The organism is Streptomyces sp. NPDC002055, assembly GCF_040296705.1.
In the GTDB taxonomy this organism is placed as follows: Bacteria; Actinomycetota; Actinomycetes; order Streptomycetales; family Streptomycetaceae; genus Streptomyces.
Genome location: NZ_JBEOXS010000076.1, coordinates 1 through 25251, shown reverse-complemented (window position 1 = coordinate 25251; position 25251 = coordinate 1). Strand labels below are relative to the sequence as shown.

25 protein-coding genes are annotated in these 25251 nt (G+C 71.8%); 21 read left to right on the top strand and 4 right to left on the bottom strand.

Annotated features, from left to right (window positions below; translation table 11 throughout):
- Positions 1 to 68 precede the first annotated feature (68 nt).
- The 4 genes from dop to prcA all read left to right on the top strand — a co-directional run bounded on the left by dop (position 69) and on the right by prcA (position 3727).
- A complete protein-coding gene (gene dop, locus ABT112_RS30990; RefSeq protein WP_351515112.1) occupies positions 69 to 1580 on the top strand; it encodes a depupylase/deamidase Dop in 1512 nt (503 codons plus the stop codon).
- Between the two features lie 120 nt (positions 1581 to 1700).
- A complete protein-coding gene (locus ABT112_RS30985; protein ID WP_351515111.1) occupies positions 1701 to 1919 on the top strand; it encodes a ubiquitin-like protein Pup in 219 nt (72 codons plus the stop codon).
- 109 nt (positions 1920 to 2028) lie between these two features.
- On the top strand, positions 2029 to 2874 hold the full coding sequence (gene prcB / locus ABT112_RS30980; protein WP_351515110.1) for a proteasome subunit beta: 846 nt from the start codon (positions 2029 to 2031) through the stop codon (positions 2872 to 2874).
- Between the two features lie 73 nt (positions 2875 to 2947).
- Positions 2948 to 3727 (top strand): proteasome subunit alpha, encoded by a 780-nt coding sequence (gene prcA / locus ABT112_RS30975; protein ID WP_351515109.1) that lies wholly within the window; start codon positions 2948 to 2950, stop codon positions 3725 to 3727.
- A 117-nt stretch (positions 3728 to 3844) separates the two neighbouring features.
- On the opposite strand, the gene ABT112_RS30970 is transcribed toward prcA, so the two are convergent.
- Positions 3845 to 4837, bottom strand: coding sequence for a LacI family DNA-binding transcriptional regulator (locus ABT112_RS30970; RefSeq protein WP_351515120.1), 993 nt, complete (start codon positions 4835 to 4837; stop codon positions 3845 to 3847).
- A 314-nt stretch (positions 4838 to 5151) separates the two neighbouring features.
- Between ABT112_RS30970 and ABT112_RS30965 the strand changes: the two genes are divergently transcribed.
- From ABT112_RS30965 to ABT112_RS30910, 12 genes are all read left to right on the top strand, one after another.
- On the top strand, positions 5152 to 6411 hold the full coding sequence (locus tag ABT112_RS30965) for an MFS transporter (RefSeq protein ID WP_351515108.1): 1260 nt from the start codon (positions 5152 to 5154) through the stop codon (positions 6409 to 6411).
- Between the two features lie 9 nt (positions 6412 to 6420).
- The gene (pafA, locus tag ABT112_RS30960; RefSeq protein WP_351515107.1) at positions 6421 to 7782 is read left to right on the top strand and encodes a Pup--protein ligase; all 1362 of its coding nucleotides are present in this window, start codon (positions 6421 to 6423) and stop codon (positions 7780 to 7782) included.
- 136 nt (positions 7783 to 7918) lie between these two features.
- On the top strand, positions 7919 to 8896 hold the full coding sequence (locus ABT112_RS30955) for an FKBP-type peptidyl-prolyl cis-trans isomerase (protein ID WP_351515106.1): 978 nt from the start codon (positions 7919 to 7921) through the stop codon (positions 8894 to 8896).
- Positions 8897 to 8954: 58 nt separating this feature from the next.
- A complete protein-coding gene (locus ABT112_RS30950; RefSeq protein WP_351515105.1) occupies positions 8955 to 9326 on the top strand; it encodes an FKBP-type peptidyl-prolyl cis-trans isomerase in 372 nt (123 codons plus the stop codon).
- A 198-nt stretch (positions 9327 to 9524) separates the two neighbouring features.
- Positions 9525 to 10478, top strand: a complete 954-nt coding sequence (locus ABT112_RS30945) for a helix-turn-helix transcriptional regulator (protein WP_351515104.1) — start codon at positions 9525 to 9527, stop codon at positions 10476 to 10478.
- A 27-nt stretch (positions 10479 to 10505) separates the two neighbouring features.
- A complete protein-coding gene (locus tag ABT112_RS30940) occupies positions 10506 to 11456 on the top strand; it encodes a helix-turn-helix transcriptional regulator (protein WP_351515103.1) in 951 nt (316 codons plus the stop codon).
- The gene (locus tag ABT112_RS30935; RefSeq protein ID WP_351515102.1) at positions 11453 to 11707 is read left to right on the top strand and encodes a CpXC domain-containing protein; all 255 of its coding nucleotides are present in this window, start codon (positions 11453 to 11455) and stop codon (positions 11705 to 11707) included. Before ABT112_RS30940 ends, ABT112_RS30935 begins: the two co-directional genes overlap by 4 nt.
- Positions 11708 to 11854: 147 nt before the next feature.
- Positions 11855 to 12058, top strand: coding sequence for a hypothetical protein (locus ABT112_RS30930; RefSeq protein WP_351515101.1), 204 nt, complete (start codon positions 11855 to 11857; stop codon positions 12056 to 12058).
- Positions 12059 to 12321: 263 nt separating this feature from the next.
- The gene (gene tatA / locus ABT112_RS30925) at positions 12322 to 12606 is read left to right on the top strand and encodes a Sec-independent protein translocase subunit TatA (protein WP_351515100.1); all 285 of its coding nucleotides are present in this window, start codon (positions 12322 to 12324) and stop codon (positions 12604 to 12606) included.
- Between the two features lie 70 nt (positions 12607 to 12676).
- A complete protein-coding gene (gene tatC / locus ABT112_RS30920) occupies positions 12677 to 13633 on the top strand; it encodes a twin-arginine translocase subunit TatC (RefSeq protein WP_351515099.1) in 957 nt (318 codons plus the stop codon).
- Positions 13634 to 13742: 109 nt separating this feature from the next.
- Positions 13743 to 14690, top strand: a complete 948-nt coding sequence (locus ABT112_RS30915) for a diacylglycerol kinase (protein WP_351515098.1) — start codon at positions 13743 to 13745, stop codon at positions 14688 to 14690.
- A 44-nt stretch (positions 14691 to 14734) separates the two neighbouring features.
- Entirely contained in the window at positions 14735 to 17542 is a 2808-nt protein-coding gene (locus ABT112_RS30910) for a DEAD/DEAH box helicase (RefSeq protein ID WP_351515097.1), read from the top strand.
- Positions 17543 to 17671: 129 nt separating this feature from the next.
- Here ABT112_RS30910 and ABT112_RS30905 read toward each other — a convergent pair whose 3' ends face one another.
- Both ABT112_RS30905 and ABT112_RS30900 read right to left on the bottom strand, forming a co-directional pair.
- A complete protein-coding gene (locus ABT112_RS30905) occupies positions 17672 to 18523 on the bottom strand; it encodes a siderophore-interacting protein (protein ID WP_351515096.1) in 852 nt (283 codons plus the stop codon).
- A 64-nt stretch (positions 18524 to 18587) separates the two neighbouring features.
- Entirely contained in the window at positions 18588 to 19493 is a 906-nt protein-coding gene (locus ABT112_RS30900) for a 5'-3' exonuclease (RefSeq protein WP_351515119.1), read from the bottom strand.
- Positions 19494 to 20128: 635 nt separating this feature from the next.
- Between ABT112_RS30900 and melC1 the strand changes: the two genes are divergently transcribed.
- The 3 genes from melC1 (at position 20129) to ABT112_RS30885 (ending at position 22295) form a co-directional block, all read left to right on the top strand.
- Positions 20129 to 20548 (top strand): apotyrosinase chaperone MelC1, encoded by a 420-nt coding sequence (gene melC1 / locus ABT112_RS30895; RefSeq protein WP_351515095.1) that lies wholly within the window; start codon positions 20129 to 20131, stop codon positions 20546 to 20548.
- A gap of 48 nt (positions 20549 to 20596) precedes the next feature.
- Positions 20597 to 21415, top strand: a complete 819-nt coding sequence (gene melC2 / locus ABT112_RS30890) for a tyrosinase MelC2 (protein WP_351515094.1) — start codon at positions 20597 to 20599, stop codon at positions 21413 to 21415.
- Between the two features lie 118 nt (positions 21416 to 21533).
- Positions 21534 to 22295, top strand: coding sequence for a helical backbone metal receptor (locus ABT112_RS30885; RefSeq protein WP_351515093.1), 762 nt, complete (start codon positions 21534 to 21536; stop codon positions 22293 to 22295).
- Here ABT112_RS30885 and ABT112_RS30880 read toward each other — a convergent pair.
- The gene (locus ABT112_RS30880; protein WP_351515092.1) at positions 22222 to 23391 is read right to left on the bottom strand and encodes a TDT family transporter; all 1170 of its coding nucleotides are present in this window, start codon (positions 23389 to 23391) and stop codon (positions 22222 to 22224) included. The genes ABT112_RS30885 and ABT112_RS30880 overlap by 74 nt on opposite strands.
- A 71-nt stretch (positions 23392 to 23462) precedes the next feature.
- On the opposite strand from ABT112_RS30880, the gene ABT112_RS30875 reads away from it, so the two are divergent.
- Together ABT112_RS30875 and ABT112_RS30870 are read left to right on the top strand one after the other, a co-directional pair.
- Positions 23463 to 24497 carry a LysR family transcriptional regulator gene (locus ABT112_RS30875; protein WP_502975496.1) on the top strand — a complete coding sequence of 345 codons (1035 nt, stop codon included), beginning with the start codon at positions 23463 to 23465 and terminating at the stop codon, positions 24495 to 24497.
- A 353-nt stretch (positions 24498 to 24850) separates the two neighbouring features.
- Positions 24851 to 25111, top strand: a complete 261-nt coding sequence (locus tag ABT112_RS30870; protein ID WP_351515091.1) for a DUF397 domain-containing protein — start codon at positions 24851 to 24853, stop codon at positions 25109 to 25111.
- Positions 25112 to 25251 lie beyond the last annotated feature (140 nt).

Below are 25251 nucleotides of genomic sequence, written 5' to 3'. Positions count from 1 at the left end.
GCATCGGAGAAGCAGCGGTACTTGAGCGCCCACCCCATCCCGGGGCGGCGCCGGGCAAGGAGGGCCGCATGACCGTACGGCGAGTAATGGGCATCGAGACGGAGTACGGGATCTCCGTCCCCGGTCACCCGAACGCCAATGCCATGCTCACCTCGTCCCAGATCGTCAATGCCTACGCGGCGGCGATGCACCGGGCGCGCCGCGCCCGCTGGGACTTCGAGGAGGAGAACCCGCTGCGGGATGCCCGCGGCTTCGACCTCGCTCGCGAGACCGCGGATTCCAGCCAGCTCACCGACGAGGACATCGGCCTGGCCAACGTCATCCTGACCAACGGCGCCCGGCTCTACGTGGACCACGCCCACCCGGAGTACAGCGCCCCGGAGGTCACCAACCCGCGCGACGCGGTGCTCTGGGACAAGGCCGGTGAGCGGATCATGGCGGAGGCCGCCGAGCGCGCCGCCCAGGTCCCGGGCTCGCAGCCGATCCATCTGTACAAGAACAACACCGACAACAAGGGCGCGTCCTACGGCACGCACGAGAACTACCTGATGAAGCGGGAGACCCCGTTCTCCGACATCGTGCGCCATCTGACGCCGTTCTTCGTCTCCCGCCAGGTGGTCACGGGCGCCGGCCGCGTCGGCATCGGGCAGGACGGCCACGAGCACGGCTTCCAGCTCAGTCAGCGCGCGGACTACTTCGAGGTCGAGGTGGGGCTGGAGACCACCCTGAAGCGGCCCATCATCAACACCCGGGACGAGCCGCACGCCGACGCCGAGAAGTACCGCCGGCTGCACGTCATCATCGGGGACGCCAACCTCTCGGAGATCTCCACCTTCCTCAAGCTGGGCACCACCTCGCTGGTGCTGTCCATGATCGAGGACGGCTTCATCGCCGTCGACCTGGCCGTCGACCAGCCCGTACGGACCCTGCACCAGGTCTCGCACGACCCCTCCCTGCGCCACCTGATCACACTCCGTAACGGTCGGTCGCTCACCGCGGTCCAGCTCCAGATGGAGTACTTCGAGCTGGCCAGGAAGTACGTCGAGGACCGCTACGGGGCCGACGCGGACGGGCAGACCAAGGACGTCCTGAGCCGCTGGGAGGACGTGCTGAACCGGCTGGAGCGCGATCCCATGAGCCTCTCGGGCGAGCTGGACTGGGTCGCGAAGCGGGAGCTCCTGGAGGGCTACCGGCGCCGCGACGGCCTGGACTGGGACGCCGCCCGGCTGCACCTGGTGGACCTGCAGTACGCCGACGTGCGCCCCGACAAGGGCCTCTACAACCGTCTGGTGGCGCGCGGCAAGATGAAGCGCCTGCTGGAGGAGTCCGCGGTCCAGCGGGCCCTGGCGAAGCCGCCGGAGGACACCCGTGCCTACTTCCGGGGGCGCTGCCTGGAACAGTACGCCGACGACGTGGCCGCCGCCTCCTGGGACTCGGTCATCTTCGACCTCCCCGGCCGGGACTCCCTGCAGCGCGTGCCGACGCTGGAGCCGCTGCGCGGCACCCGCAATCACGTCAAGGAGCTCCTGGACCGCTGTCGTACGGCGGAAGAGCTGGTGAGGGTGCTCTCGGGGGGCTGAAAGGGCGCCGATCAGGGAATCATCGAGATGGTTCCCGGACGTTGAGGTAAGTGCAGAGCCGATGTCGGGCCCTGCGAGTAGGGTCTGATCTTGTACGTCCAACCGAGCGGGGTGAGGGATATGGCGACCAAGGACACCGGCGGCGGACAGCAGAAGTCGACACGCTCCACCGAGGAGGTCGAGGAGACCGCGCAGGACGCGCAGGCCTCCGAGGACCTCAAGGAGCGCCAGGAGAAGTTGTCGGACGACGTGGACTCCGTCCTGGACGAGATCGACGACGTCCTCGAGGAGAACGCAGAGGACTTCGTGCGGTCTTTCGTACAGAAGGGCGGCCAGTAGCACCGGCGCGATCCGTCCCGCGTCCTCTCCGAGGGGGCGCGGGACGGGTGATATTCACGGCCCCGGGTAAGGTCCGTGCAGAATTCCAAGATCTGGTGGAAGGAATCGTGTGGAAGCCAACACTCGTAGCACAGGGCGTCTGCCGGCTGCCTTCCTGACGCCCGGCTCGTCGTCCTTCATGGATTTCCTGGCGGAGCACTCGCCGGAACTGCTCCCCGGCAAGCGGACCTTGCCGCCGGTGCAGGGCGCGGTGGAGATCCCGCACGGCACGACGATCGTCGCGGCGGCCTTCCCGGGCGGTGTGGTGCTGGCCGGCGACCGGCGGGCGACGATGGGCAACGTCATCGCGCAGCGCGACATCGAGAAGGTCTTCCCGGCCGACGAGTACTCCGCGGTGGGCATCGCCGGCACGGCCGGCCTCGCCGTGGAGATGGTGAAGCTCTTCCAGCTGGAGCTGGAGCACTTCGAGAAGGTCGAGGGGGCCCAACTCTCCCTCGAGGGCAAGGCGAACCGGCTCTCCACGATGATCCGGAACAACCTCGGCATGGCCCTCCAGGGGCTGGCCGTCGTCCCGCTCTTCGCCGGCTGGGACATGGACCGCGAGAAGGGCCGCATCTTCTCCTACGACGTCACCGGCGGGCGTTCGGAGGAGCACGGCTTCGCGGCCACCGGCTCCGGATCGGTCTTCGCCCGCGGTGCCCTCAAGAAGCTCTACCGCGAGGATCTGACCGAGGACCAGGCCACCACCCTGGTCGTGCAGGCCCTGTACGACGCCGCCGACGACGACTCGGCCACCGGCGGCCCGGACCTGGCCCGCCGTATCTACCCGATCGTCACCGTCATCACCGACGAGGGCTTCCGGAAGCTCACGGAGGCCGAGTCCTCCGAGATCGCCCGCACGATTCACGAGCACCGGCTCCAGGAACCGGACGGCCCGCGGGCCGCGCTGCTCTGAGCGACGGGCCGAGCGGAACACCCCCCGTCACCGCCGGGGGCCCACGTCACTGACAGAAAGGGACGGATAGCCGGTGTCGACGCCGTTCTATGTCTCACCCCAGCAGGCCATGGCCGACCGGGCCGAGTACGCCCGCAAGGGCATCGCGCGCGGCCGCAGCGTGGTCGTCCTGCAGTACGACGACGGAATCCTCTTCGTCGCCGAGAACCCGTCCCGGGCGCTGCACAAGGTCAGCGAGATCTACGACCGGATCGCCTTCGCGGCGGTCGGCAAGTACAACGAGTTCGAGAATCTGCGCATCGGCGGCGTCCGCTACGCCGACCTGCGCGGCTACACCTACGACCGCAACGATGTGACGGCCCGTGGTCTCGCCAACGTCTACGCGCAGACGCTGGGCACCATCTTCTCCAGCGCCGGCGAGAAGCCGTACGAGGTGGAGCTGATCGTCGCGGAGGTCGGTGACGGCCCCGAGGACGACCAGATCTACCGGCTGCCGCACGACGGCTCGATCGTCGACGAACACGGCTCGGTCGCGGTCGGTGGCAACTCCGACCAGATCGGCAGCTACCTCGACCAGCGGCACCGCGACGGGATGACCCTCGCCGAGGCGCTCAAGCTGGCCATGGAGTCCCTCGCCCGGGACAACAACGGCGGGGAGCGCAGCCTCACCGCCGAGCAGCTGGAAGTCGCGGTCCTGGACCGCAAGCGCCCGCAGAAGCGGAAGTTCAAGCGGGTCCTGGGACGTCAGCTCTCCCGGCTGCTGGAGCCGGAGGGGCAGACCTCCTCGGACACGCCGGCCGTCGAGGACCTGGAGCTCCCCGACGACACGGACTCCTCGAACGACGACACGTAGGGCCGGGCCGCGGGCTGCCCCCACCCCGCACCCGTGCCGGAGGAAAGACCGGTGCCCCCGACCGCTACGGCGGCCGGGGGCACCGGCATGTTGTCGGTCCGGTCGACGGTCCGGACGTCAGCCCGCCGCCCGGGCCGTGGAGCCCCGGACGACCAGCTCCACCGGCAGCGCCACGCTCTCCGGCGGCCGGCTCTCCAGGACCGCCAGCAGCGCCGCCATGCCCCGCGCTCCCACCTCCTCGGCGGGCAGCCGCACCGTGGTCAGCTCCGGCTCCACCGCGGTCGCCAGCGAGAGGTCGTCGAAGCCGGACACCGACACGTCCTCCGGCACGCGCAGCCCCAGCCGCCGCACCGCCTTGCAGGCGCCGGCGGCCAGGACGTCGTCGTCGCACACCAGGGCCGTGGGCCGCGGCCCCGGCGCGGTCAACGCCCGCTCGGCCGCCAGCCGCGCCGCGTCGACCGTGAGCGCGGAGGTCTCGGTGCGGACGACCGCGTCCGGCGCGGCCCGGAGCGCTCCGGCCAGGGCGTCCGCCCGTACGTGGAAGGTCCAGGAGTCCACCGCCGGTGCCAGATGGAGGAAGCGGCGGTGGCCCAGGGCCAGCAGATGCTCCGTCACCTGCCGCATCCCGTCGGCCACATCGATGTTCACGGTGGCGGCGGCCTCCGGCCCGGCCGGGTCGCTGTCCAGCATCACCAGGGGCAGCCCGCCGGCCCGCATCGCGGCGAGCGCGCCGGCCGCCATCGAGGAGGCGATGACGCCGTCCAGCGCGGTCCGGGAGGAGTCGAACGGGTACCGCGCCCGGCCCACGCCCTCGGGAGAGGGGTAGATCACCACCCCGAAGCCGTGCTCGGCGGCGACCCGGGACGCGCCGGTGTGCACCCGGGCGAAGAACTCGTTCGTCAGCGCGGGCACCACCAGCAGCGCCGTCCGGGTGCGGCCCAGCCGGAGGTCGCGCGCCGCGAGGTTGGGCCGGTAGCCGAGATCCGCCGCGGCCTCCCGCACCGCCCCCGCCGTCCGCTCCGAGACCCGGCCGCGCCACTTGTCGCCCAGCACCAGCGAGACCGTCGCCTGCGAGACGCCCGCGGCCCGGGCCACATCCCGGCTCGTCACCCGGGCGGCGGCCGGTGCCGCCCCCTGGCCACGGCGGGCCCCCGAGCGCCGGGGCGCCGCGGGCTCCGGGCGTCCGGGGGCCTGGGGAGCGCCGTTCCCGGCCCCGCCGGTTCCGGGCGCGCCGCCGCTGTCGGCTCTCGTCACGGTGCCTCCGCTGTGCGTTCTGGGTTCGTCACGTCTCACGTCGTCCCGTGGCCGGGCCGTTCTCGGGCCGCGGGCTTCCGGGTGGACCCGCGGACGGGCCACATGGTACGTATGACGACGGACGTTATACGTAAAACCTGGGTCCGCCCGGGGGAGAGAAAGGACGGACCATGGCGGCGGGCTATGCGCAACTGCTCCGGACACGGCACGCCGCCCGGCTGCTGGCGGGCACTCTCGTGGGCCGGCTGCCCAACGCCGTGGCCGCCATCGCCATCGTGCTCTTCGTCCGGGGGGAGGGCGGCAGCTACACCCTGGCCGGGGTCCTGTCGGCCGTCTACGGCCTCGCCACGGCCGTCGGCCAGCCCCTGCTGGGCCGCGCGGTGGACCTCTGGGGCCAGCCCCGGGTGATGCTCCCCGCGGCGGTGCTGTCGGCGCTGGGCATGGCGCTGTTCACCGTGGTGGGCATCGAGCCGCTCCCGGTCGCCTACGCGGCGATGCTGGTGGCCGGTGTCTTCACCCCGCCGCTGGAGGGCGGCCTGCGGGCGCTGTGGCCGGGCGTGCTGGGCCGCCAGGACCAGGTGCACGCCGCGTACGCCCTGGACGCGGTGGCCCAGGAGATCATGTTCACCGTGGGCCCGCTGCTGGTCACGGCCTCCGTGGCGCTCTGGTCCGAGGCGACGGCGCTGCTGGTCATCAACGCCCTGGGGGTGCTGGGCGCACTCTCCGTCGTCGTCTCCGAGCCCTCCCGCACCTGGCGCTCGGCGCCCCGCGAGGCGCACTGGCTCGGCGCCCTGCGTTCGGCGGGCCTGCTCGCGCTGCTCGGTTCGTTCTTCTTCGTGGGCATGGCGCTCGGCTCCATAGCGGTGGCCGCGCTCGCCTACTCGGACACGGCCGGCGGGGACACCGTCTACGGCGTACTGATGGCGGCCGTGGGCGGGGGCGCGCTCGTCGGTGGCGTGGTCTACGGGGCCCGGCAGTGGCCCGGCGAGCCCGAGCGCCGGCTGAAGGTGCTGGTGGGGCTGCTCGCGCTGGGCTATCTGCCGCTCACCCTGACGCCCGCCGTCGTCCCGATGGCCGTGCTGGCCACGCTCGCCGGGGTCTTCCTGGCCCCGGCGCTCGCCTGCGCCTTCGTCGTCGTCGACCGGCACGCTCCGCGCGGCACCGTGACCGAGGCGTTCTCCTGGCTGGTCACCACCTTCACGGTCGGCGCGGCGGTCGGAACGGCTGCCGCGGGCCCCGCCGTCGAGCACAGCGGCACCCCCGCGGGTTTCGCCGTCGCGGGAGCCGGTGGAGTCTGCGCGCTGCTCGTCCTGCTGGCCACCCGGCGGGCCCTCGCGGTTCCCTCCGGTGTGACGGAGAGTGAAACCCCTGCGGAAAATGATCGAACCGGTGCCGTCGAACCCGGTTTCAGAGCAGGCCATCAGGCGTAATGTTCAGTCATGGACCGCCGCATTTTCGGGCTGGAGAACGAGTACGGCGTCACGTGCACGTTCAGGGGACAGCGCCGACTGTCGCCTGACGAAGTGGCGCGGTACCTCTTCCGCCGTGTCGTTTCCTGGGGCCGCAGCAGCAATGTCTTCCTGCGCAACGGCGCCCGCCTCTACCTGGACGTGGGCTCGCACCCGGAATACGCAACCCCCGAGTGCGACAACGTGACCGAGCTGGTCACGCACGACAAAGCGGGCGAGCGCATTCTCGAGGGCCTGCTCGTCGACGCAGAACGCCGCCTGCACGAGGAGGGAATCGCAGGCGACGTCTATCTCTTCAAGAACAACACCGATTCGGCGGGAAACTCCTACGGCTGCCACGAGAACTACCTCGTGGCGCGGCACGGGGAGTTCTCCCGGCTCGCGGACATCCTCATCCCCTTCCTCGTCACCCGGCAGCTGCTCTGCGGCGCGGGCAAGGTGCTGCAGACCCCGCGTGGCGCGGTCTACTGCGTCAGCCAGCGTGCGGAGCACATCTGGGAGGGCGTCAGCTCGGCGACCACCCGCTCCCGGCCGATCATCAACACCCGCGACGAACCGCACGCCGACGCCGAGCGCTACCGCAGGCTCCATGTCATCGTCGGCGACTCCAACATGTCCGAGACGACCATGCTGCTCAAGGTCGGGGCCACCGACCTGGTGCTGCGCATGATCGAGGCGGGCACGGTGATGCGTGACCTCACCCTGGAGAACCCGATCCGGGCCATCCGCGAGGTCAGCCACGACATCACCGGACAGCGCAAGGTGCGCCTGGCCAGTGGCCGGGAGGCCTCCGCCCTGGAGGTCCAGCAGGAGTACTACGAGAAGGCCGTCGACTTCTGCGAGCGCCGGGGCATCGTCAGCGGCACGGTCGAACGGGTCCTGGAGCTCTGGGGCCGCACCCTGGAAGCCGTCCGCGACCAGGAGCTGGACCGGATCGCCACCGAGATCGACTGGGTGATGAAGTACAAGCTCATCGAGCGGTACCGGGCCAAGAACAACATCACCATGTCCCACCCCCGGATCGCCCAGATAGACCTCGCGTACCACGACATCCACCGCCGCCGTGGCCTCTACTACCTGCTGGAGAAGCGCGGTCAAGCGGCCCGGGTCTGCAACGACTTGAAGATTTTCGAGGGCAAGTCGGTGCCGCCGCAGACCACCCGCGCCCGGCTGCGCGGTGACTTCATCCGGCGTGCCCAGGAGCAGCGCCGGGACTTCACCGTCGACTGGGTGCACCTCAAGCTCAACGACCAGGCGCAGCGCACCGTACTGTGCAAGGACCCGTTCCGGTCGGTGGACGACCGGGTGGAGAAGCTGATCGCCGGCATGTGAGCTCGTGCGGGCGGGACCTGCGCGCCGGAGCCGAGGGGCTCCGGCGCGCAGTCGTGTCACTCACCGCTGTCCCGCCGGGTCCAGGTCGTAGAGTGGCTGGCATTGCCCGCAGACCCCACTAGCCCGAGTTGGACTGATGAACCACACGAAGAAATTCCGCCGCGTCGCAGCGGCGCTCGCCGTGCCCGTCCTGCTGTTCACCGCCGCGTGCGGCTCCGACGACGGGTCGTCGGACTCCGGGGTCGTCAAGGTGGAGGGCAAGCCGGGGGAGAAGCCCGAGATCTCCGCGCCCAAGGACGCGAAGGCGTCCGACAAGGCCGTTGTGGAGACGGTCAAGGAGGGTGACGGTCCCGAGGTGAAGAAGGGTGACTTCGTCCGCCTGGACTTCGCGGGGGAGACCATGAAGGGCGGGCAGGACCTCGGCAACACCTGGGCCAAGCGCCCGGGCACCGACCCGAAGGGCCCGCGGACCCAGGTGGTCCAGGAGGTCGGCCAGCCGAGCCAGACGCTGCCGGCGAAGGTGGTGGACTCGCTCGTCGGCCAGAAGGTCGGCAGCCGTTTCAAGGTGGAGGGCACCGCCAAGGCGCTCATCGGCGAGCAGCTGAACCCGCAGGCGGGCATCAAGCCCAGCGACGGCCTGGTCTGGGTCATCGACATCGCCGCGGCCAAGAAGGTCAACAAGAAGGCCGAGGTCAAGGGCGAGCAGGCGAAGCCGGAGGCGGGGATGCCCACGGTGAAGGCCGAGTCGCAGAAGCCCGCCGACATCACCATCCCGAAGGGCGTGAAGCCCCCGAAGGAGCTCAAGGAGCAGGTCCTGATCAAGGGCAAGGGGCCCAAGATCAAGGCCGGTGACGGTCTCGTCGTCCAGTACACGGGTGTGAAGTGGGAGGACGGCAAGCTGTTCGACTCCTCCTGGAAGCACGGCGGTGCCACCGCCTTCCAGATCGGCACCGGATCGGTCGTCCAGGGCTGGGACAAGGGCCTCGTCGGCAAGAACGTCGGCGACCGGGTGCTGCTGGTCGTCCCGCCGAAGGAGGGCTACGGCGGTCAGCCGGGGAACGAGCTCGCGAAGAACACCCTGGTCTTCTCGGTGGACATCGTCGACACCATCTGATCACCGGTCTGCGAGACTGGACCCGATTCCGACAGGATCCATTCACAGGAGCACAGCAGTGAGCATCGACAAGCCCGAGATCGACTTCCCGGGCGGCGAGCCCCCGGCCGACCTCGAGATCAAGGACATCTGGGAGGGTGACGGCCCGGTCGCCAAGGCCGGCGACACCGTCGCCGTCCACTACGTGGGTGTGGCCTTCAGCACCGGCGAGGAGTTCGACGCAAGCTGGAACCGCGGCACCCCGCTGCGCTTCCAGCTGGGTGTCGGCCAGGTCATCACCGGCTGGGACAAGGGCGTGCAGGGCATGAAGGTCGGCGGCCGTCGCCAGCTGACCATCCCGGCGCACCTCGCCTACGGCGACCGCGGTGCCGGTGGCCGGATCAAGCCGGGCGAGACGCTGATCTTCGTCTGCGACCTCGTCTCGGTCTGAGACGCGGGTAACGGCACGCCGGTACGAGGCGTTCCGACGGGCCCGCGCACGCGTGGGTCCCACGGGCTCTTCCGACCGGTCCGGCCAGGGGGTGAACACCCGCTGACCGGACCGGCCCGGAAGGGCCCCTTCGCTTTTGCCGGGAGTCCCCGGACCGGTACGGTCATCGGTGCGGAAGAACAACGAGAGAGGGCGTCGATGGCCATTGCCAAGGCGGAGCGGCTGATGAATCTGGCGCTGTGCCTGCTCGGGACCAGACGGCCCCTCAGCAAGCGGGAGCTGCGGGCCTCGATCGAGGCGTACATCGACGCGGGCAGCGACGATGCCTTCAACCGGATGTTCGAGCGGGACAAGGACGATCTGCGCGAGCTCGGCCTCGTGATCGAGACCGTCGACGGCCTGGAGGGCGACACCGGCTACCTGGCCCGCCGCGACAGCAACCGCCTCCCGCCCGTCGCGCTCGACGCCGAGGAGGCCGCCGCCCTCGGGCTCGCGGCCAAGGTCTGGCAGCAGGCCCGGCTCGCCGGAGCCGCCAGCGGCGCCCTGCAGAAGCTGCGCGCCGCCGGGATGCCGCTCGCCGGGGACCCGTACGAGAGCCACTCCGCGCTGGAACCGCGGATCCCGGCGCACGAGAGCGCCTTCGAACCGCTGATGCTCGCCTGCCGCGACCGGCGCACCGTCGTCTTCGAGTACCGCAAGGCCAGCGCCGCCCGCCCCGAGACCCGGCACGTCGAGCCGTGGACCCTCGAGTGCTGGCGCGGCCACTGGTACCTCGCCGGCTGGGACCGCGACCGGCAGGCCGAGCGGGTCTTCCGGATCTCCCGGATCACCGGCCGGGTGCGGTCCCGGGCCGCGGCGTTCACCGCCGAGGTGCCCGACCACGTCACCGTCCGCGAGACGGTGGAGAGCTGGGCGGGGGAGACGGCGACCGGGACCGCCCGGATCCGGCTGCGCGCCGGGGCCGGCTACCCGCTGCGCGCCCGCGCCCTGGCCACCACCGCCGGGGACGACGGCTGGGACGAGCTGGAGATCCCCTACGGACACGGACTCGACGCCTGGCTGGTGGAGTTCGGACCGGACGTGACCGTCCTGGAACCCGCCGAGCTGCGGGCCGATGTCGTGGACCGGCTGCGCGCCGTGGCCAAGGGCTGAGAGACGAGAAGGACGCAACGGACCACCATGGCTACGAACGCGATCGACCAGACCCGCCGGATGCTCTCCCTGGTCACCTACCTCCGCGAGCGGCCCGGCGCCCGCGTCGGCGACGTCGCCCGTGCCTTCGGCATCACTGAGGACGAGCTCATCGCCGACCTCGACGTGCTGCCGATGTGCGGCACCAGCTTCCGCGGCGGCGACCTCCTCGACATCGACACCGACGGCGACCGCATCTGGTGGCACAACCCCGACGACGTCGCCGCGCCGCTGCGGCTCGCCGCCGACGAGGCCACCGCCCTGCTGGTCGCCGCCCGGGCGGTCGCCACGCTTCCCGGGCTCCGCGAGGGCGACCGGCAGGCGCTGCTGCGCGCCACCGCCAAGCTGGAGACGGCGGCCGGCGAGGCGGCGGGCGCCAGCTCCCGGCTCTCGGTCATCTTCGAGTCCGAGGGCGGCGTCTTCGCCGAGGTCGACCGGGCCATCTCCGAGCGCCGCCGGCTGTGGCTGCGGTACTACTCGCCCGCCCGGGACGAGCTCACCGACCGCGAGGTCGACCCGATCCGGCTGTTCGCCGTCGGCCACACCTACGTCGAGGCCTGGTGCCGGCTCTCCGAGGCCCGGCGCACCTTCCGGCTCGACCGGGTGGCCGAGATCCGGCTGCTCGACGAGGCATCCGACCCGCCGCCGGTCGAGCTGCGCGACCTCTCCGAAGGCCTGGTCCAGCCCTCCGCCGACGACCCCGAGGTGGTCGTCGAGGTCGGTCCCGCGGGGCGCTGGGTCGCCGAGTACTACCCGCACGACAGCGCCGAGGAGCTGCCCGACGGCGGTCTGCGGATCACGCTGCGCACGCCCGACCCCGCCTCCCTGCGCCGCCTCGCGCTGCGCCTGGGCGGCGACGGCCGCATCGTCTCGCCGGAGGACCTCGCGGAGAGCGCTCAGCGGGCCGCGCGGGAGGCCCTCGCGGCCTACGGCGAGTGAGGGGACGCACGGACGTGGTTCCCGCAGGGCACGGTGCGGTGGTCTTCAAGGCGGCCTGTCCCGACTGCCGGGGCCGGTTCGAGCTGGCCTCGGACGCCTTCCGGCTGGCCATCGGGGCCAGTCGGCGCACCACGTTCTACTCCTTCACCTGTCCCGACTGCGGGGCCACCGTCCGTAAGCCGGCGGGGGAGCGGATCGTGGAACTGCTCACCGGGGGCGGCGTGCGGACCCTCCGCCTCCACTCCACCTGACGCCGGCCACTCGACCCGACGCCCGCCACATCATTGACCCCGGCCACTCCATTGACCCCGGCCACTCCGATGGACCGCAGCCACTCCGCTTGACCCCGGCCGCCGCCTGCGCCCCGTGCGCCTCAGCGGCTCCACTAGGCTCATCCCATGCTCTGGCCCATGATCGCTGTCGCCCTCGCCTTCTGCGGAACCGCCGTCCTCGGTGTGCTCGCGATCCGGGTCGGTCTCGAAGTGCGGCGGCTGGCGCGGCAGGTGGCGGACAGTTCGGAGCGGATCTCCCGGGCCGCCGAGGACCTCGAACGGGCCGCCGTCCCGCTCGCCGCGCAGGCGCGGACCCGGACCGGCGACTGAGGCCCGTCCGCGGCGCGCCGGACGCGGTGCCCCGCTGCAGGGGGAGGCCTGATGCGGCCTCCGGTTCCCCCGGCCCGGGACGGTACGCTGCAAGGCAGCGGTCTCAGAAGCGAGGCGTGGGCCGCTACCGGGAGTACGCAGAGGGATTGCCCGGCGTTCACCCCTGCGCGTTACGATCGCTGTGAGTGCGCGGTCGGACACCTGTCCGGCCGCACCGCTCGGCCAGCCCCACCCATGCCGCCTCGGTGAGAAGGTAGTCACACATGATCGGCAATCTGAAGCCCCTCGAGATCGTCCTGATCATCGCTGTCATTTTTCTGCTCTTCGGCGCCAAGAAGCTTCCTGACATGGCCCGTTCGCTCGGCAAGTCGGCTCGCATCCTGAAGAGCGAGGCGAAGGCGATGAAGAAGGACGACGAAGGCCAGGCGGGCACCGCTCCTGCCGACACGAACGCGCAGCAGTCCGCCCAGCGCACCATTCAGGCTTCTCCCGGTGATGTGACGAGCTCGCGTCCGGTGACCGAGCCGAACCGGACCCCGCAGAGCTGACCCCGGCTGCCCCAGCCCTGAGGACCGGCCGCCGCGGAAGCAGGCGGCCGCACGAGACGAGGAACGTGGGTTGCTGAAGTCTGCCCGCAAGCAGGAGAAGGACCCCGAGGGGCGGATGCCGCTCGCCGAGCACCTGCGCGAGCTGCGGAACCGCCTGGTGAGGTCGGTGCTGGCGATCGTCGCCGTCACGGTCGTCGCCGCCTTCTACTACGAGGCGATCGTGGATTTCCTCACAGCGCCGATCCGGGAGTCGGTCGGCTGCAGTGGGAGCATCCACAAGGCCGCTCAGCAGGGCGGCAACTGCGCCCAGCTGACCATCGACGGGCTGCTCGGCCCGTTCACCATCATGATCAAGGTCGCGCTGATGACCGGCGTGGTCGTCGCCTGCCCGGTGTGGCTGTACCAGACCTGGGCGTTCCTGGCCCCCGGCCTGCACCGCAGCGAGAAGAAGTACGCCCGCAGCTTCGTGGGCGCGGGCATGCCGCTCTTCCTCGGGGGCGCGTACGTCGCCTATCTGATCCTGCCGACCAGCGCCGCCGCGCTCATCGGGCTGACCCCGGACGGCCTCGGCATCAACAACCTCGTCAAGCTCGACGACTACCTGGACATCGTCACCCGGCTGGTCGTCGTCTTCGGCCTCGCCTTCGAGCTGCCGCTGCTGCTGGTCCTGCTGAACTTCGGCGGTGTGATCTCCGGACGCCGGATGCTCAGCTGGTGGCGCTGGATGATCATGGGGATCACCGTCTTCTCGGCCATCGCCACCCCGACCGGTGACCCGATGACGATGCTGGCGCTGGCCGCGCCGATCGTGCTGCTCTACTACGGCGCCGTGGGCATCGCGCTGCTCAACGACCGCCGCCGGACCCGCTCGAACCCGGACGCCGGGCTGGACGACGACGAGGCCTCGGCCCTCGACCACGTCCCCGATGCGGTGGGCGGCATCGAGCCGGTCTCCGCGTCCCCGATGCTCCCCGGGCAGGCGTCCGGTGACGACGCCCGCCACGCGGGCTACGACGACGCCACCTGACCGCACCGGACGACGCCGCGGACGCAGCGCCGCACACGAGGAGGGCAGCCGGGGAACCGGTTGCCCTCCACCCCTTTCTGCGGGGGCTCCCGGCCAGTAGGGTCCCTCCGTGACCAGCGAGATCACTCTCTTCGTCAACCCCACCGCGGGCCGCGGGCGGGGTGCGCGGGCCCTCGGACCCGCGACCGGGGCGCTGCGGGCGGCCGGGTACTCGGTACGGACCGTCCTCGACTCCGACGCCGCCGACGGCCTCGCCCGGGCGCGCGACGCGGTGGCCGGCGGCACCGGTGCCCTGATAGCCGTCGGCGGCGACGGCATGGTCTCCCTGGCGCTCCAGGCCGTCGCCGGGACGGACACCCCGCTCGGGGTCGTCGCCGTCGGCACCGGCAACGACTTCGCCCGCGCCGCGGGGCTGCCGCTGCGGGACCCGGCCGCCGCGGGCGCCCTGGCCGCCCGGGCTCTCCGGGAGGACGGGATCCGCTCGCTCGACCTGGGCCGGGCGGGGGACCGCTGGTTCGGGACGGTGCTCGCCTCCGGCTTCGACTCCCGGGTCAACGACCGCGGCAACCGGATGCGCTGGCCCCGGGGGCGCTTCCGGTACGACGCGGCCATGCTCGCCGAACTCGCGGCGCTGCGCCCGATCCCGTACCGCATCCGGCTCGACGACGGTCCGGAGCAGCGCATCGAGGCGACGCTGGTCGCGGTCGGCAACGGCCCCTCGTACGGCGGCGGCATGCGGATCTGCGCCGACGCCCGGCTCGACGACGGGCTCTTCGACATCACCGTGGTCGGCGGGTGCAGCCGCACCGAGCTGCTGAAGGTCTTCCCCCGGGTGTACCGGGGGACCCATCTGACCCACCCCGCCGTCACCGTGCACCGGGTCGCCCGGGTGACGCTGGAGGCGGACGGGGTCACCGGCTACGCCGACGGGGAGCCGCTCGGGCCGCTGCCGCTGACCGCCCGGGTGGTGCCGGGAGCGGTCCGGCTGCTGTCCCCGCCGGGGCATCCGTCCGGCCGGATACCCGCGCAGGGCGGCGGCCGTCCGTCGGCGCACTAAAGATCGCGTGACTGTCGGAGGCGGCCGGTAGGCTCGTAGACACGATGACCGACGACATCTCCCCTGCTGAGCGATACGCCGCCGCCCGCATCCGGGCCGCCGAGCAGACCACCGCGCTCGCCCCGTTCCGTGAAATGTACGACTTCGAGCTGGACCCGTTCCAGATCGAGGCATGTCAGGCCCTGGAGGCCGGGAAGGGTGCGCTGGTCGCCGCCCCCACCGGCTCCGGAAAGACCATCGTCGGCGAATTCGCCGTTCACCTGGCCCTCACCCGGGGCCGCAAGTGCTTCTACACCACGCCGATCAAGGCCCTCTCGAACCAGAAGTACAACGACCTCGTCAAGCGCTACGGCCCGGACAAGGTCGGGCTGCTGACCGGCGACAACAGCGTCAACTCCGATGCCCCGGTGATCGTGATGACCACCGAGGTGCTGCGCAACATGCTCTACGCCGGCTCCACGGCGCTGAACGGCCTGGGCTACGTGGTCATGGACGAGGTGCACTACCTCTCCGACCGCTTCCGCGGCGCCGTCTGGGAGGAGGTCATCATCCACCTCCCCGAGTCGGTGACCCTCGTCTCGCTCTCGGCCACGGTCTCCAACGCCGAGGAGTTCGGTGACTGGCTGGACACCGTCCGTGGCGACACCGAGGTGATCGTCTCCGAGCACCGGCCGGTCCCGCTCTGGCAGCACGTGCTCGCCGGCCGGCGGATGTACGACCTCTTCGAGGAGAAGGACGGCGGCCGGCTCGAGGTCAACCCGGACCTGGTCCGGCTGGCCCGGATGGAGAACAGCCGGACGTACAACCCGCGCGACCGCCGTCGCGGCAAGATGGTGCGCGAGGCCGACCGGGAGCGGGAGCGCCGCCAGCGCAACCGCATCTGGACGCCCAGCCGCGCCGAGGTCATCGACCGGCTCGACGCCGAAGGGCTGCTGCCCGCCATCACGTTCATCTTCAGCCGGGCGGGCTGCGAGGCCGCGGTGCAGCAGTGCCTGCACGCGGGCCTCCGGCTGAACGAGGAGGGCGCGCGCGCCGAGGTGCGGGCCCTCGTCGAGGAGCGCACCGCCGGGATCCCCGACGAAGACCTGCACGTCCTGGGGTACTTCGAGTGGCTGGAGGGCCTGGAGCGGGGCATCGCCGCGCACCATGCCGGGATGCTGCCCACCTTCAAGGAGATCGTCGAGGAGCTCTTCGTCCGCGGGCTCGTCAAGGCGGTCTTCGCCACCGAGACGCTGGCCCTGGGCATCAACATGCCCGCCCGCTCGGTGGTGTTGGAGAAGCTCGTCAAGTGGAACGGTGAGCAGCACGCCGACATCACCCCCGGCGAGTACACCCAGCTCACCGGCCGGGCCGGGCGCCGGGGCATCGACGTCGAGGGCCATGCCGTGGTGCTGTGGCAGCGCGCGATGGACCCGGCGGCGCTCGCCGGTCTCGCCGGCACCCGCACCTATCCGCTGCGCTCCTCCTTCAAGCCGTCGTACAACATGGCGGTCAACCTGGTCCACCAGTTCGGGCGGCACCGCTCCCGCGAGCTGCTGGAGACGTCCTTCGCGCAGTTCCAGGCCGACCGCTCGGTGGTCGGCATCTCCCGGCAGGTACAGAAGAACGAGGAGGGGCTGGAGGGCTACCGCGCCTCCATGGAGTGCCACCTCGGCGACTTCGACGCCTACGCGGCGCTGCGGCGCCAGTTGAAGGACCGGGAGAACGAACTCGCCAAGCAGGGCGCGGCGCAGCGGCGCGCGGCCGCCGCCGTGGCGCTGGAGAAGCTGAAGCCGGGGGACATCATCCATGTCCCGACCGGCAAGTTCGCCGGGCTGGCGGTGGTGCTCGACCCCGGGCTGCCGGCCGGCCGGGCCAACGGACACCGCGGCTTCGACCACCACGACGGCCCGCGGCCGCTCGTCCTCACCGCCGAACGGCAGGTCAAACGGCTGGCGGGGATGGACTTCCCGGTGCCGGTCGAGCCGCTGGAGCGGATGCGGATCCCGAAGTCCTTCAACCCGCGCAGCCCCCAGTCCCGTCGCGACCTCGCCTCGACGCTGCGCACCAAGGCCGGTCACCTCGCCCCCGAGCGGCACCGCAAGGAGCGCTCCGCGGCGGCCGACGACCGCGAGATCGCCCGGCTGCGCACGGAGATCCGGGCGCACCCCTGCCACGGCTGCGCCGACCGGGAGGACCACGCCCGCTGGGCCGAGCGGCACCAGCGGCTGCAGCGCGACACCCGTCAGCTGGAACGGCGCATCGAGGGCCGGACGAACACCATCGCCCGCACCTTCGACCGGGTCTACGCCCTGCTGTCCGACCTCGGCTACCTCCACGGCGACGAGGTCACCGAGCACGGGCGGCGACTGGCCCGGCTCTACGGCGAGCTGGACCTGCTGGCGTCCGAGTGCCTGCGCGAGGGCGTCTGGGACGCCCTGAAGCCCGAGGAACTGGCGGCGTGCGCCTCGGCGTTGGTCTACGAGGCGCGGTCCGCGGACGACGCGCTGCCGCCCAAGCTCCCCACCGGCGAAGCCAAGGAGGCCCTCGGCCGGATGATCCGCATCTGGGGCCGGCTGGACGCCAAGGAGGAGGAGCACCGCATCAACCAGGCGGAGGGCGTCGGCCAGCGCGAGCCCGACCTGGGCTTCGCGTGGACGGCGTACCGCTGGGCGTCCGGGCACGGTCTGGACGACGTGCTGCGCGACGCGGAGATGCCCGCCGGTGACTTCGTGCGCTGGAACAAGCAGGTCATCGATGTGCTCGGGCAGATCGCCGAGGCGGCCCCGGACGGCAGCCCGGTCCGCAGGACCGCCCGCCGTGCGGTCGACGGGCTGCTGCGCGGCGTGGTGGCGTACTCCTCGGTGGGCTGACGCCTCGGGGCCGGCTCTCGGTGAACCGGCCCCGGCTCCGGGGCCGGTGAGCCGGCGCCCGGCATGCGAACGGCTCCACGCCGGCCGCCCTGGGGCAGTGGTGTGGAGCCGTCGAGGTCCCTGCAGGGGCTACGCGGTGGGGGCGGGCGCTTCCTGTTCCGCCTCCACCTGCTGGTTCCACTCCCGCTTGGAGGCCTGCCAGCCGTCCTCGTTGTGTCCGAGCCGCCAGTACCCGGAGATCGAGAGCCGCTCGCGCGGTACCTCCCGGTCGATCCGCAGGTAGCGGCGGAGCTCCTTGACGAAGCCCGCCTCCCCGTGGATGAACGCCTGGACCTCGCCCGCGGGGAACGGCAGCTCCCGGACCGCGGCGACCAGCGCCTCGCCGGGCAGCGCGGCGCCGCGGAACAGCCAGACGATCTCGGCGCCCGCCGGAACCGTCAGCTCCTGCTGCTCCTGCGGCCCGGCCACCTCCAGGAAGGCGTGCACGGTGCTGCCGTCGGGGATGCGCTCCAGGGCCGCGGCGATCGCGGGCAGCGCGCTCTCGTCCCCCGCAAGCAGGTGCCAGCCCGCGGCCGGGTCCGGTGCGTAGGCGCCGCCCGGCCCCAGGAAGCGGATCTCCTCGCCGGGCTTCACCGCCGCCGCCCAGGGGCCGGCGATGCCCTCGTCGCCGTGGACGACGAAGTCGACGGTCAGCTCCCGTGCCGCGGCGTCCCAGCGGCGCACCGTGTAGGTGCGGGTCGTCGGCCACTGGTCGCGAGGCATGTCCCGGCGGATCGCCTCCATGTCGAAAGGCTCCGGGTACGCCACCCCCTCCTGCGGGAACAGCAGCTTGACGTAGTGGTCGGTGTACTCGTCCGCTCCGAACCCGGACAGCCCGTCACCGCCCAGCACCACACGGACCATGTGCGGGGTGAGCTGTTCGGTCCGCACCACCTCTGCCCGGTGGACTGCGGGCTTCTTGCGTGCCGGACGGTCTGCCACGGGGGCCTCCCCTGCCTCACTGCGACTTGTTAGGTATACCTAACCTAACAGGTCCCGTGGCGGTTCAGGTGCGCAGCGTGGACAGCAGGCGCTGCAGCGACCCGCCGAGTCCCCACCGTTCGGCGAGCGCGTCGAGGGCGGCCGGGTCCCGGGGGGTGCGCGGCAGCTCCGGCGTGAAGCCGGGCAGCGGTGCGTCGGAGGCCACCCGGACGACCTTCGGCGCGACCGCGAGGTAGTCCCGCGCCTCGTGGAGCCGCTTGCGCTGGGACGGTGTGAGCTTCGCGGCCGGATTGCCGACCGCGGCCATGATCCCGTCCAGGTCGCCGTGGTCGGCGAGGAGCTTGGCGGCGGTCTTCTCGCCGATGCCGGGAACGCCCGGCAGGCCGTCGCTGGGGTCCCCGCGGAGCAGTGCCAGATCGGCGTACCCGCGGCCGTCCACGCCGTACTTGCCCCGCAGCCAGGCCTCGTCGACGGTCTGGTGGGTGCCCACGCCCTTCACCGGGTACAGCACGCGCACCCCGCGCGCGTCGTCGACCAGCTGGAAGAGGTCGCGGTCCCCGGTGACGATGTCCACCGGTCCGGTGGCCCGGCCGGTGAGGGTGCCGATCACGTCGTCCGCCTCGTAGCCGTCCACGCCGACCCGGGCGATGCCCAGGGCGTCCAGGACGGCCTCGATGACGGGGACCTGCGGGGAGAGGGTGTCGGGGATCTCCTCCACGTCGGAGCCCTCGGGGATCTCCTCCGCGACCCGGTGGGCCTTGTAGGTGGGGATCAGCTCGACCCGCCAGTGCGGCCGCCAGTCGGCGTCCATGCACGCGACCAGGTCGTCGGGGCGGTGGTCCTGGACGAGGCGGGCGATGAAGTCCAGCAGCCCGCGGACCGCGTTGACCGGGGTGCCGTCCGGCGCTCTGACCGAATCGGGCACCCCGAAGTAGGCGCGGAAGTAGAGGGAGGCGGTGTCGAGAAGCATCAGGCGTCGGGTCACGTGCGTGATGATGCCGCATCGACGCCGCGGATTCATGGGGCGAACTGCGCAGTGCCCGATGCGGTGCGTGCGGTTGTCGCCGTGCCGGCGGCCGGACGGGTCCGTCCGTGCCGGGTGGGGTGTGGTCGGGGCCGCCGTGGAGGTCCGCCCCGGCGGTCGCGGAACGACGGCGTCCGCCGTGCTCGGTCCTGTCGGAACGGTCGTGCGGGTCGTTCGTTTCGGTACGCGTCTGACCGGTGCCGACGATGCTGTTGCACATCGCGGGTAGCGAAAAGATCACGGACCGTACGATTCCGTCGAGTTCGCGCCGTGAGAGATGTCATGGTTGGGCGACCAAAACGGGAGAATCTTTGCTTCCATCCCGCTTCGGGCGCGGAATATTTCGCTCCAGCGGACGGCCCGGTGGTGGCCCACACAAGATCGCCGCCGTTGAAATCTGCACTGCTGTCGCAAACTTGTCTTGTTCATGCCCAAGATCTGTCGGCGTGTTCTGTTGATCCGTCAGCCCCCTGTCAGCATGTGCCGTCCGACGGAGCGGATCATCCGCCCCGCGGAAACGGAGCAGTGACTTCTGCGGTACCGCCGCAGAGGTATCCGGACAGCTATAGAGGGGTTTGACCATGTCGCATCCCACCCGACGTCATGTGCTGCGCGGTAGCGCGGTTGCCCTGGCCGGAGCGGCCCTGGCCGCGCCCGCCGCCATCGCCGCCACACGGAGCAGTGCCGCGGCGCCGCACCAGGGCCACGCGAAGGCCGGGACACCGGAGATACCCGAGGCCTTCGACGAGGTCTACGAGGGCCGCCACATCGAGGGCTGGCCGGCTCCACAGGACGGGGGGCACGGGGGACACGGTGGCCACGAGGGCATGGACTTCGTGGTGCGCATCGACAACGACGACCTGCACGTGATGCGGAACGTGGACACCACCTGGATCAGCGTCGTCAACCACTACGAGACGCACCCGACCCCCCGTTCCGTGGCGCGAGCCGCCGTCCGTGAGCTGAACGGTTCGGGCCTCGTCCCGGTCGTGACCGGCTGACCGGACCCTTCCGGACCCGTCCCGACCACCCACGCAGGAGACCTCGTCATGGCAGATCGCAAGAACCAGGCGGACCTCACCGCCACAGAGAAGCGCAACTTCGTCGACGCAGTGCTGGAACTCAAGCGCTCCGGCCGCTACGACGAGTTCATCAGCACCCACAACGCCTTCATCATCGGTGACACCGACAACGGTGAGCGGACGGGCCACCGGTCGCCCTCGTTCCTCCCCTGGCACCGCAAGTTCCTGCTCCAGTTCGAGCAGGCGCTGCAGTCCGTCAACTCCTCGGTCATGCTGCCCTACTGGGACTGGACCGTGGACCGCACCTCGCGCAGCTCCCTGTGGGCGGACGACTTCCTCGGCGGTGACGGCCGCAGCGGTGACGGCCGGGTCACCTCCGGCCCGTTCGCCTTCGGCGGAGGCAACTGGCCCATGAACATACGCGTCGACGGGCGGACGTTCCTGCGCCGCTCCCTCGGCGCCGGCGTCCGGGAGCTGCCGACCCGGGCCGAGGTCGACCGGGTGCTCGCCATGACCACCTACGACGCCGCGCCCTGGAACAGCGGCTCGGACGGCTTCCGGAACGCCGTCGAGGGCTGGCGCGGGCCGAACCTGCACAACCGGGTGCACGTCTGGGTCGGCGGCCAGATGACCACCGGCGCCTCGCCGAACGACCCCGTCTTCTGGCTGCACCACTGTTTCATCGACAAGCTCTGGGCCGACTGGCAGAAGCTGCACCCGAACTCCGGCTACGTGCCCACCACCCGGACCACCAACGTCGTCTCCCTGCGCGACACGATGAAGCCGTGGAACGACGTCACGCCGGCGGACATGCTCGACCACACGAAGTTCTACACCTACAAGTAGGGCCTCGCGTTCACCGGCAGGGCCGGTTGTCCGGATCCCGGGGACCGGCCCCGGCCCGCTCCGTGATCCGGTCCGAACGGAACCGGACGGACCGCCGGGGCTCTGGGAGACTGCCGTCATGGGCTCCCGTGCACACCTGAGGACCGGACCCGGCGCCCCGGCGCGCGTGGTGTCGCTCGTCCCCTCGCTGACCGAGGCCGTGGCGGCCACCGCGCCGGGGCTGCTGGCCGGTGCCACCGACTGGTGCAGCCACCCGGCGGGCCTGGACGTCGTACGGGTCCGGGGCACCAAGAACCCGGACGTGCCCGCGATCGTCGACCTCGCGCCCGATCTGGTCATCGCCAACGAGGAGGAGAACCGCGGGCCCGACCTCGCGGCGCTCCGCTCGGCCGGGCTGGAGGTACTGGTCACCGAAGTGCGCACGCTGGACCAGGCGTTCAGCGAGCTGGACCGGGTCCTCGTCGGAGGCTGCGGACTGACCCGGCCGGACTGGCTCGACGCGGCCGAGGCCGCCTGGCGGGAACTGCCCGTTCCCGCCGCCCCGAGGCGCGCGGTCGTGCCGGTCTGGCGGCGGCCCTGGATGATGCTGGGCCGGGACACCTTCGCGGGCGATCTGCTGGCCCGGCTGGGGGTGCGCAACGCTTACGCCGGGCATGCGGAACGCTATCCGCGGATCCCGCTCGACGCGCTCAACTCCCGTGGCGCGGAGCTCGTCGTGCTCCCCGACGAGCCGTACCGCTTCACCGCCGACGACGGGCCCGAGGCCTTCCCCGGACTGCCCTCCGCCCTGGTCAGCGGCCGTCATCTCACGTGGTACGGACCGTCGTTGACCCAGGCGCCCGCGGTGCTCGGGGCGGCGCTGCGAGCAGCAGGCCGCTGAACAGCCCGCGCAGGGTGCGGACCCCGGTCACCAGCCAGGCCGCGACCAGCAGCACGTACAGCCCCACCGCCGCGGCGCCGTACACCGCGAGACCGGTGTGCCGGGCCAGGGCCCCGGCGCCGGTGACACAGGTGCCGACCGGGAAGGTGAACGCCCACCAGGTCATCGCGAACGGCATGCCGCGCCGGGCCGCCCGCACCACCATCGCCCCGGCCAGGGCGAGCCAGAGGAGCGCGAACCCCAGCACCGGCACGCCGTACAGCACCGACAGCGCGCCCAGCGCCTGGGCGTACGGGGCCCGCACCGCTCCGGGCGCGGCGTCCCCGAGCTGTCCGACCGCCGTCACCGACTGGCCCAGCGGCCCCAGGACGAGGAGCAGCGCCGGGGTGGCGGCGAGCGGCAGCGGACCGTGGTGGAGCAGCCGTCCGAAGATCAGCGGCAGCACGATCAGGGTGGCGAGCAGGCTGATCCCGAAGAGCGCGTAGCAGCCCAGCAGCAGCGTCTCCCGCCACTGGCCCGCGGGCACGTGCGGCACGAGCAGCGGCCCGACCGCCGCCGACACCATCGGCGGGACCAGCGGGAGCAGCCACACGGGCGAGGCGGAGCCCTCTTCGATCCGGTGCCGGGTCACCATCAGATACGGGATCGCGACCGCCGTCACCAGCCCGGCGGCCGTGCCCACGGTGAACAGCACGAGGTCCGCGGCGACCGCCGCGCCGTCCCCGATGACGTCCCGCCCCACGACGAGCGTGGCGGCCCCGACCGCCAGCAGCGCCATCGGCGGGCAGCCCTGGAAGGGCGCGACGGCCGGATCGCGGAGGTCGGCACGGGCCCGGTCCGGATGGCGTGCCCAGTGCAGGGCGCGGGCCACGAGCAGCACTGCCAGCATGAGCGCGGACAGCGCCCAGACGCCGACGAGGACCGCCCGGAAGCCGGGCAGCCGCAGCGGGAGGGCGGCTCCGGCGGTGGCGACGATCGCGGTGCCCATCACCGCGGCGTACCAGTTGGGGCCGAGCGAACGGAGCGAGACCCGCGCCCGGGGCTCGGGGCGGGACGCGGGCACGGGAGGGGCAGACGGTTGTACAACGCTGGACATGCCGCCCAGGCTGCCGCGGCGCACCTGCCCCCACCAGGGACCACGTTCTTATGAGGGCATAACCTGGCTTTATGAGCAGAGAGCGGGGCGACGCGGCCGGAAGCGGTGCGGGAAGCGGTGCCGGTGCCGGTTCGGGGGTCGGCGCAGGGGCCGGTGCGGGGGACGGCGGACGGGCCGCGATACCCCTGGCGCACCGCGTCCCCGACCTGGGAGCGCTGGAATTGCTGCTGGCCGTCGCCCGGCTCGGCAGCCTGGGGCGGGCGGCCCGCGAGCTCGGTATCTCCCAGCCCGCCGCGAGCAGCCGGATCCGTTCCCTGGAGCGGCAGTTGGGGGTCGGCCTGGTGGAGCGTTCGCCGCGCGGCTCCCGGCTCACCGACACCGGGGCCCTGGTCACCGACTGGGCCCGGCGGATCGTGGACGCGGCCGAGGCGTTCGACGCGGGAGCGCAGGCGCTGCGCGGCCGCCGGGACTCCCGGCTGCGGGTCGCCGCCAGCATGACCATCGCGGAGTATCTGCTGCCCGGGTGGCTGATCGCGTTCCGCGGCAGCCATCCCGGCACCGCGGTCTCCCTGCACGCCGGGAACTCCGCGGTCGTCGCCGAGCGGCTGCTCGACGGCGAGGCCGACCTCGGCTTCGTCGAGGGGCTGGCCGTGCCGCCGGGCCTCGACGGCACCGTTATCGGCCACGACCGCCTGGTTCTGGTCACCGCCCCGGGGCACCGCTGGGCGCGCCGCCGGACGCCGCTGACCCCGGACGAGCTGGCCGGCACTCCGCTCGTCCTCCGCGAGCGCGGCTCCGGAACCCGGCAGGTGCTCGACGCCGCGCTCGCCGGCCACGGCGGCCCGGCCGTACCGCTGCTGGAACTGTCCTCCACCACGGCCGTCAAGGCGGCGGTGCTCAGCGACGCCGGGCCGTCCGTGCTCAGCGAGCTCGCGGTGGGGGAGGAGCTGACCGCCCGGCGTCTGGTGGAGATCCCGGTGGCGGGCGTCCGGCTGGGCCGCGAGCTGCGCGCGGTATGGCCGTCCGGCCGCCGCCCCGCCGGCCCGGCCCGCGACCTGCTGTCGTTGACGGGACGCCCGGGCGCGGGCCCGCGGTCCGCGGGCTGAGGGGGCTGCGGGAACGTACCGGAGCGGATTCTCGGGGTCGCGTCAGCAGTAGTCCCGCTCGGTTCGTACAAGCCGCTGCCGCGTCACCGGCCACCCGCATCGCCATGGCGGAGCACCACCCTCGCGGGACGTGAGCCTTCACCATGAGTGGGCAGGGTCGGTTCACGGCTGCCGGCGACCGCATGCGGCGACACAGCCTGACCGACGAGCACCTTCTGATCGACATCGGCGTCGGCTAGACAAGCCTGGGGAGATCCGCGAGGTTCGCGCTTCGGTGGATTCCTTGCGCAACGTGGCGTTGGACGAGGTTCTTTCGGTGGAGCTCATCATGAGGACGCGAAAAGAGATCGCACGTGACTGACGAGAACGAGATCAAGAAGCAGACCCTCAAGGCTCTTCTGGCCGCCGACCTGTCCGAGGTCAAGTGGACCAAGTCGGAGTTCTCCGGAGGAAGCCCCAACGACTGCTTGGAAGTCACCCGGGTCGAGGGGCTGGGGTGGGTGCTGCGGCATTCCATCTTGAAGGAGCACCTGATTCCGCTCACCGACTCCGAGTACGTCGCCTACATCAAGGGCGTGGACGCCCGGCAGCCCGGCCTGACACCGGACATCTGATCCGGGACACTCGGATCGACGAAGGCCCGCTCACCCCGTTCAGAGGCTTGGGTTCTAGTGGTCGTCGCAACACCCCAGTTCAGGGGATGCGATGGACTTCCAGATCCGGAAGGTGCGGAGCCCTCAGGGGGCGAAGAAGC

Excerpts from the sequence above, each read along its gene's own strand:
- tatA (WP_351515100.1), top strand. The coding sequence starts at position 12,322 with ATGATCGGCAATCTGAAGCCCCTCGAGATCGTCCTGATCATCGCTGTC.
- ABT112_RS30885 (WP_351515093.1), top strand. The coding sequence starts at position 21,534 with ATGGGCTCCCGTGCACACCTGAGGACCGGACCCGGCGCCCCGGCGCGC.
- ABT112_RS30985 (WP_351515111.1), top strand. The coding sequence starts at position 1,701 with ATGGCGACCAAGGACACCGGCGGCGGACAGCAGAAGTCGACACGCTCC.
- ABT112_RS30930 (WP_351515101.1), top strand. The coding sequence starts at position 11,855 with ATGCTCTGGCCCATGATCGCTGTCGCCCTCGCCTTCTGCGGAACCGCC.
- ABT112_RS30900 (WP_351515119.1), bottom strand. The coding sequence starts at position 19,493 with ATGCTTCTCGACACCGCCTCCCTCTACTTCCGCGCCTACTTCGGGGTG.
- pafA (WP_351515107.1), top strand. The coding sequence starts at position 6,421 with ATGGACCGCCGCATTTTCGGGCTGGAGAACGAGTACGGCGTCACGTGC.
- ABT112_RS30955 (WP_351515106.1), top strand. The coding sequence starts at position 7,919 with ATGAACCACACGAAGAAATTCCGCCGCGTCGCAGCGGCGCTCGCCGTG.
- dop (WP_351515112.1), top strand. The coding sequence starts at position 69 with ATGACCGTACGGCGAGTAATGGGCATCGAGACGGAGTACGGGATCTCC.
- melC1 (WP_351515095.1), top strand. The coding sequence starts at position 20,129 with ATGTCGCATCCCACCCGACGTCATGTGCTGCGCGGTAGCGCGGTTGCC.
- ABT112_RS30940 (WP_351515103.1), top strand. The coding sequence starts at position 10,506 with ATGGCTACGAACGCGATCGACCAGACCCGCCGGATGCTCTCCCTGGTC.
- ABT112_RS30910 (WP_351515097.1), top strand. The coding sequence starts at position 14,735 with ATGACCGACGACATCTCCCCTGCTGAGCGATACGCCGCCGCCCGCATC.
- ABT112_RS30880 (WP_351515092.1), bottom strand. The coding sequence starts at position 23,391 with ATGTCCAGCGTTGTACAACCGTCTGCCCCTCCCGTGCCCGCGTCCCGC.
- ABT112_RS30965 (WP_351515108.1), top strand. The coding sequence starts at position 5,152 with ATGGCGGCGGGCTATGCGCAACTGCTCCGGACACGGCACGCCGCCCGG.
- ABT112_RS30875 (WP_502975496.1), top strand. The coding sequence starts at position 23,463 with ATGAGCAGAGAGCGGGGCGACGCGGCCGGAAGCGGTGCGGGAAGCGGT.
- melC2 (WP_351515094.1), top strand. The coding sequence starts at position 20,597 with ATGGCAGATCGCAAGAACCAGGCGGACCTCACCGCCACAGAGAAGCGC.
- ABT112_RS30945 (WP_351515104.1), top strand. The coding sequence starts at position 9,525 with ATGGCCATTGCCAAGGCGGAGCGGCTGATGAATCTGGCGCTGTGCCTG.